This is a genomic window from Nocardia sp., from assembly GCF_025465275.1.
Classification (GTDB): Bacteria; Actinomycetota; Actinomycetes; order Mycobacteriales; family Mycobacteriaceae; genus Nocardia.
In genome coordinates this window covers 24,980-31,354 of record NZ_JAODNK010000094.1, presented here as the reverse complement: position 1 = coordinate 31,354, position 6,375 = coordinate 24,980, and the positions used below count along the sequence as shown (strand labels likewise).

Annotated in this window: 6 protein-coding genes; 4 read left to right on the top strand and 2 right to left on the bottom strand. The window is 65.5% G+C overall.

Annotated features, from left to right (window positions below):
* Positions 1 to 352 precede the first annotated feature (352 nt).
* The 3 genes from JWN03_RS22730 (at position 353) to JWN03_RS22720 (ending at position 3,897) form a co-directional block, all read left to right on the top strand.
* The gene (locus JWN03_RS22730) at positions 353 to 1,504 is read left to right on the top strand and encodes a serine hydrolase domain-containing protein (RefSeq protein WP_297618499.1); all 1,152 of its coding nucleotides are present in this window, start codon (positions 353 to 355) and stop codon (positions 1,502 to 1,504) included.
* 156 nt (positions 1,505 to 1,660) lie between these two features.
* Entirely contained in the window at positions 1,661 to 3,031 is a 1,371-nt protein-coding gene (locus JWN03_RS22725) for a polysaccharide pyruvyl transferase family protein (RefSeq protein WP_297618497.1), read from the top strand.
* A gap of 29 nt (positions 3,032 to 3,060) precedes the next feature.
* Entirely contained in the window at positions 3,061 to 3,897 is an 837-nt protein-coding gene (locus tag JWN03_RS22720; protein WP_297618494.1) for a glycosyltransferase family 2 protein, read from the top strand.
* 17 nt (positions 3,898 to 3,914) lie between these two features.
* Here the strand turns inward: JWN03_RS22720 and JWN03_RS22715 are convergent, their stop codons facing one another.
* Complete coding sequence (locus JWN03_RS22715; protein ID WP_297618491.1) at positions 3,915 to 4,541, bottom strand: MspA family porin; 627 nt, start codon at positions 4,539 to 4,541, stop codon at positions 3,915 to 3,917.
* 134 nt (positions 4,542 to 4,675) lie between these two features.
* Entirely contained in the window at positions 4,676 to 5,800 is a 1,125-nt protein-coding gene (locus tag JWN03_RS22710; protein ID WP_297618488.1) for a class I SAM-dependent methyltransferase, read from the bottom strand.
* Between the two features lie 14 nt (positions 5,801 to 5,814).
* On the opposite strand from JWN03_RS22710, the gene rfbC reads away from it, so the two are divergent.
* Positions 5,815 to 6,372, top strand: coding sequence for a dTDP-4-dehydrorhamnose 3,5-epimerase (gene rfbC / locus JWN03_RS22705; protein ID WP_297618485.1), 558 nt, complete (start codon positions 5,815 to 5,817; stop codon positions 6,370 to 6,372).
* Positions 6,373 to 6,375: the final 3 nt, after the last annotated feature.

Genomic DNA, 6,375 nt, shown 5'->3' with positions numbered 1-6,375 from the left:
TTCTGTGCCGAAACGGGTCGGTGCACCTGGGTTACTTGCATCGGGGAAAGGGTTGGTCTGCGAGAGGGCGCGAGCAAAGCTCGAGATGGCCGTGCTGGGCACGTCAGGAGACGTACCCGATTTACCTCCCGCAGTTGGGAGGGAATACCTGGGTTCCAGCTCGGTCGACCGGCTGTGGTGCCGTTCTCGAGAACAAAACACGAAAAGACGAAGACTCGGTTTCGAGGGGCTGGGATGTTCTCGGGCGGTGAGGGGTCGGTTTCTCGGGGTGCCTTGTTCTGTTCGAACTCGTTCGTGCGGCGGTCCGTATGACCTCCCGGCTGACCGCCACCCAATCCCAGATGGAGGCCAGATGCGCCGCTATCCTGCACGACCCGTTCCCCGCTCGATTGGAATCCTCGCTGCGACAGCGGTTATCACGCTGGCCGCGGCGGCCGTGACCACCGCGGATCCCCTCTCCATCCAGGACCGGTTACAGACAGGCTTGAACGAGGCCGTATCCGGGGCAGACGTCCCTGGTGCGCAGCTCGTGCTCACGGATGACAGCGGGATACTTCAGATCAACAGTGGTGTGGGAGATCTAGGCACCGGCGCAGCCTTCCCCGACAACGCCCAGGTGCGAATCGCAAGCAATACCAAGTCCTTTGTCGCCGCGGTCATGCTGCAACTGGTAGGCGAAGGCCGAGTCGAGTTGGATGCTCCGGTGGAGCGATACCTGCCGGGCCTAGTGCAGGGGCCTGGCGGGGACGGGAATGTCATCACCATCCGCAATCTGCTGCAGCACACCAGCGGAATTCCGGACTACATTCTGGATCTCGACCTGGAATCGGTGGCGGCCCTGCAACAGTCGCGGTCGTCGGACGATCTGATTCGCGTAGCTCTGGCCAAGACCGCGGAGTTCGCGCCGGGGGATCGGTCCGAGTATTCGAATACGAACTATCTGATCGCGGGCAAGGTTATCGAGCGGGTGACCGGACTTCCCGTCGGCGTCGAGGTGACGCGGCGGATTCTGCTGCCACTCGGGTTGCGCGACACATACTGGCCGCTCTACCCACTGGAATCAGTGATTCGCGGCCCGCATGCCCGGGCTTATCACGAATTCGACGGCGCCCTCACCGATGTCACCGATATCGACCCCGGCTGGGGCCTGCCCGACGGCGCCATGGTCTCCACCGGTGCGGATATGAATCGCTTCTATATGGCGCTGCTGGCCGGGCGGGTGCTGGGCGCCGCGGAGCTGACCCAGATGGAACGCACCGTCCCCAGTGGAGATCTGCGTCGCTCAGAGGATTTCGGGCTGGGCCTGTTCCACTGGACAACCTCCTGCGGGATCGAGGCGTGGGGTCACGGTGGCACCATGCACGGCACCTTCGTCTACGGCGGCGCGACCGCCGGCCGTTCCGTCACGGTGAGCATGAATGAGTTGCCGGATATCATCGCCACGAAGGTGCGCAATATCGACCTGGACGAGGTGGTCGATGCCGCGCTGTGTGCGCCGCGCTGAGGCCATAGCGCGAACTGCACGCAGTGCGATAGATTCGCTGCGGATTCGTGCTCGGCACGAGGGGGTCCGTCTACTTCGGTGGTTGGGCGACCGCGGCAGCGCTGCCCCTCCGAACAGAACAACCGGTATTTGCCGGGCTCCGGAAGGAAATTCAGAGTGGGGACGTCTGGCGCGGGGGACGGTGCCGGGAAAAACAGTGCCGGGGGATTGAAGGTACTGGTCGACAACGGTGAGTATTGGCTGCGCAATCGCGGCGATATCGCCATGATGGTCATGACCGTGGATCGGCTGCGGGAGCACTGGCCACAGGCCCGCATCGGGATGCTCACCGACGAACCACGAGTGATGCGCGCGGTGCTGCCGGAGGCCGAACCGGTCTTCGCCGGCGGCGGCGGGTATTGGGGCAGAAGCGGTTTGGGCGGTCAGCTCGATCAGGTCACCGGCACCAGGTTCCTCGGCCCGGCCGCGCTGCACTGGCGGGCCGCCACCGAGGTGCCGAAACATCATCTGCGTGGGGTGCGCGATTGGGTGCGCAGCGAGGCGAACGCGCTGATCGGCGCAGACCAGGGGTCCGAGTCCTCCGGGATGCCGCCGCTGCCACCGGTTCCGGCTGCCGTCAGCGATGCCTCCCTGGTCATCGCCCAGGGCGGCGGCTATATGACCGATGTCGACCTGTACCAGGCTCACCGCACCCTCAACCTGCTGGAACATGCTCAGGGCCTGGGGATTCCGAATGTGATGATCGGCCAGGGCATGGGTCCCATGCGCGATCCGGAGCTGCTGCGGCGGGCGGCCGAGGTGCTGCCCAAGGTGGACTTCATCGGCCTTCGTGAGGGCATGCGCGGCCCGAAACTGCTGGCGGAGCTCGGTGTTCCGGCGGACCGGATACTCGTCACCGGCGACGACGCCGTCGAATTCTCCTACCGTATGCGGCGTCCCGAGATCGGTGGCGATCTCGGCCTCTGCTTGCGTATCGCCGACTATTCGAAGGTCAGCGACTCCGCGCGCGAGACCCTGGGCGCGGTCGTGCGCGCCCGCGCCGCCGAATTCGGTACGGCCCTGGCCCCGCTCATTATTTCCGAGTACGACGACGAGGATCGCACCCACACTCTGCCGCTGCTGACGGGCGCGGCCAAGGTGCGCGCCGTCATCGGCCGCGCCGGCACCGCGCAGGATGTGGCGCGTCAGGTGTCGCGCTGCCGGGTGCTGGTCACCAGTGCCTACCACCTGGCGGTTTTCGCGCTGTCTCAAGGTATTCCGGCGGTCGCTGTAACGGCATCCCAGTACTACGACGACAAGTTCTATGGATTGGCAGATATGTTCGGCACCGGATTGCGGGTCGTGCATCTCGATGTCGACAACCTCGAGACCGAACTGACATGTGCTGTTCGGGAATTGTGGGAATCGGCGCCCGAATTGCGAGATACGCTGCAGCAGAAGGCAGTCGAGCAGATCGATACCGGCCGCACGGGCCTGGACCGAGTGTTCCGTCTCGTGGAGGAGGGGCCGGGGGGCCTGTCCGGCTAACCCACCGCCGCACCAGCTCAGGGGGAACGATGGTCAACCTGTCGGTGTGCGTTCCGGCCTACAATTCCGGACGCACGCTGGGCGCAACACTGCGCTCGATTCTCGACCAGGACACCGCATTCGAGGTGATCGTCCTCGACAATGCCAGCACCGACGATACCGGTGCGGTGGCGAGATCCTTCGGCGATCCGCGCATGCGCATCGTCCGCAATGAGGAGACGCTGCCGATCGGCGAGAACTGGAACAAGGCAGTATCGCTGGCCAAGGGCCGCCTGGTGAAGGTGGTCTGCGCCGACGACATCTTGCTGCCCGGCTCGCTGGAGGCGCAACTGGAGGTCATGGGCGACAATGGAATCGCCATCTGCGCCTCGAAGTTCCAGGTCATCGACGAGGGCGGCAATATCGAGGAGACCGATCTCGGTCTGCCCAACCTGCTCGGCCCGCGCAATGCACAGACGCTCATGCGCACCATCGTGCGGCGCGGCCCCGCCGATTTCGGGCCCACCGCCGCGGCCATGTTCCGCCGCAAGGATTTCGAACGGGTCGGCGGCTTCCGCGGCGACCTGGTCTTCCCCATGGATGTGGACCTGTTCGCACGCGTCAGCGCCTTCGGAATGTTCTATGGCATGCAGCAGGTGCTGGCGGCCTGGCGCAATTCGAGTTTCAACCTGTGCAGCAATACCTCGACCGTCAGCAAGCTGAGCGAGATGCTGCGCTTTCATCATCGGCTGGCCCACGAGTACCCGCAGCTGATCGGCCGCGGCGCTGTTCTCGGCGGCGATATGCGGCTGGCCCGTGCCGCCGCCGATCGAGCGCGTATCCGGGCGACGGCAACGCTGTTGCGCCGCCCGGAATTACTGCACTGAGCCGTGATCGGGCGCGGTTAGATGTGTGCCACCGGTCCGTAAGCGACCACCGTATCGCCGCCGCTGCTCACCAACCGGACGAACGGCCGAATCGTGGTCTGACCCAGGACACCGGTCACGGTGGCGTGGAAACCCGACATGGTGATGCAGCCGTCGGTGCCGGACACGTCACCGCCTGTGGCGTCTACCGACTGGATACCCGGTCCGAAGCCCACATTGAGTTCCACGCCCAGCGTCGGAATGAGGTTGTAGACGTCGGCCTTGGCGTCGGTGCCGAGTTCGAGCTCCAACCCCGGGGTCTGATATTGGAAGGAGATCTTTCCCGACAGTGTGGCGGGGTATCCGACCTGGTAGCCCATGGTGACGTGGCCGGTCCACTTGTCACTGGTCGGGGCGGTGACCTTGAAGCATGCCTTGCCGCTGTGGAACCACTCACGGGTCAGCGGGTTGCCGTCCAGCGGTGCGACGAAATCGATACGGGTATCGGCGGAGATGGCTTCGATGGTGCGACCCTGCTGATCGACGATCGAATTGTCGGCATCGACTGCGGCGGTGGACATTCCGCCGCCCAGCGTCAGAAAGGCGGTGGCGGCGACTGCGGTCGCCGCGGTGCGTGTGACCACCACGCGCTGTGTGTTCCCCATGATTGTTCCGTTCCCTCATCAGATTGGCTGCGTAATCCGTACGCGTGCAATAGATTCCCCACTAGTGTCGGAGTACGGTACCCTCGTCCCGCTCCCGCCGCAGGCTCCACATCGCCTGCGATTCAATCATATTGTCACTCAGGTTGGTTCGGGATATCGACCACCCACTTTCCTTCCAGTCCGGGCCACCGCGACCGCACCTCCCGCAGTAGGTCGGGCAGCGTGAGAAGTACTCGATCCGGGTGAGCGGCAAGCAGTTCCACCGGAGCGATGATCGGGATATCGGTGCCAGGCATGCGCCGGCCCTGTTTGGCGGGTGCGGCGTCCGCGACCGCCGTCAGCAGTCCGCGGTGCGCTCCGGCCAGATGCAGCAGTGCAACGGCTCGGGAGGCGGCGCCATAGGCGAAAACTCGGCTGCCCGACTCTGATTCGTGCTCGAGCCAGCGGCGCAGAGCTGCGGCCTGTTGATCGGCGGCGTGCTGAAGACCGCGCACGGCGTCGGCGGCGGCATCGGGTTCGGTGCCGAAGAGATCGATTTCTGCGCTCAGTATGCGTGCGACCTGCGAATCGCCGGTGGCCTCGGCGGTTTCGGCCGGAGCATGCACGGCGGCCACGAGAACCGTTCCGCCGTAGAGGTCGAATTCCCAGGCCGCCGCGACTCGCATCCCCGCGGCCGCGAGCAGCTTCCCGAGGGCGGTCAGTGAGTAATAGGCAAAGTGTCCGTGCCGCAGGGCATTCCACTGGCCCTGCGTGACGATGGCATGCAGCGAGTGGAACTGCAGCAGCAGCACCCCGTCCGGCGCGGTGGCCGCGGCGCGTTGCACGAAGGCCGCCCGCTGATCCGGTTCGTGCATGATTCCGAAGCAGTCGACCACCACATCGGCCGGTTCGTCGGTCTCGGTGAAGCCGGTCAGCAGTGGCAGCCAGCTCCCGCCGTGTGGACTGCCGAATTCCCTTGTGGTGCGGCCGGTCAGCCAACCGGCGGCCGACACCCGGGACAGTGCGTCGGCGGCTTGATCGCGCAGCGCCTGCGGCTCCACCCCGCGCGGTTCGGCGGTGACGGTGTCATCCTCGGCGAGCTGCGCCAGGCCGCATGCGGTGCACAGGTCCATGGCCAGGGGATGGGTGCTCTCGGCCGCCTCCAGAAGCCCATCGATGGGCGGAAAATGGTCTGCGGCAGGCATTTTGCCCAGATCCAGTACCCGGATCAGCGATCCGGCACCACAACCGCGACATCCCCGCGTCGGGTCGGCGCTCATGGCACGATGACCTGGTGCGTATCGAAACCACCGAGCTCGCCGACGTCCTGGTGCTGACGCCGCAGCCTTTCCACGACGGCCGCGGCCTGTTCACCCGGACCTTCGATGCCGAGGAGTTCGACACCTTCCTGGAGGTGCCCGGCTTCTCGGCGACCTTCCGGCAGGATTCCCAGTCCCGCTCCTATAGCGGCGTGGTGCGCGGTATGCACGGCCGGGCGGGTCGCGGTGAGGCGAAGCTGGTGCGGTGCTCGCACGGTTCGGTGCACGACGTGCTGGTGGATATTCGCCCGAACTCGCCGACCTTCGGACAGCAGCAGGCTTTCCTGCTGGACGACACCGACTTCCGGAACCTGTTCGTGCCGGCCGGATTTCTGCACGGCTTCCAGGCGCTGAGCCCGGTGGCCGATGTCTGCTACCGCATCGACCGGCCGCACGATCCCACCGAGGACATCGGCATCGCCTACGACGATCCGGACCTGGCCATTGCCTGGCCGCAACCGGTGACCGTGGTCTCCGACCGCGATGCCGCCGCCAATTCGTGGCAGCAACTGCTCGCGGCCTTCGGGCACTGACGG

Coding starts and splice junctions, on each gene's coding strand:
- JWN03_RS22710 (WP_297618488.1), bottom strand. CDS start 5,800: ATGAGCGCCGACCCGACGCGGGGATGTCGCGGTTGTGGTGCCGGATCG.
- JWN03_RS22715 (WP_297618491.1), bottom strand. CDS start 4,541: ATGGGGAACACACAGCGCGTGGTGGTCACACGCACCGCGGCGACCGCA.
- JWN03_RS22730 (WP_297618499.1), top strand. CDS start 353: ATGCGCCGCTATCCTGCACGACCCGTTCCCCGCTCGATTGGAATCCTC.
- JWN03_RS22720 (WP_297618494.1), top strand. CDS start 3,061: ATGGTCAACCTGTCGGTGTGCGTTCCGGCCTACAATTCCGGACGCACG.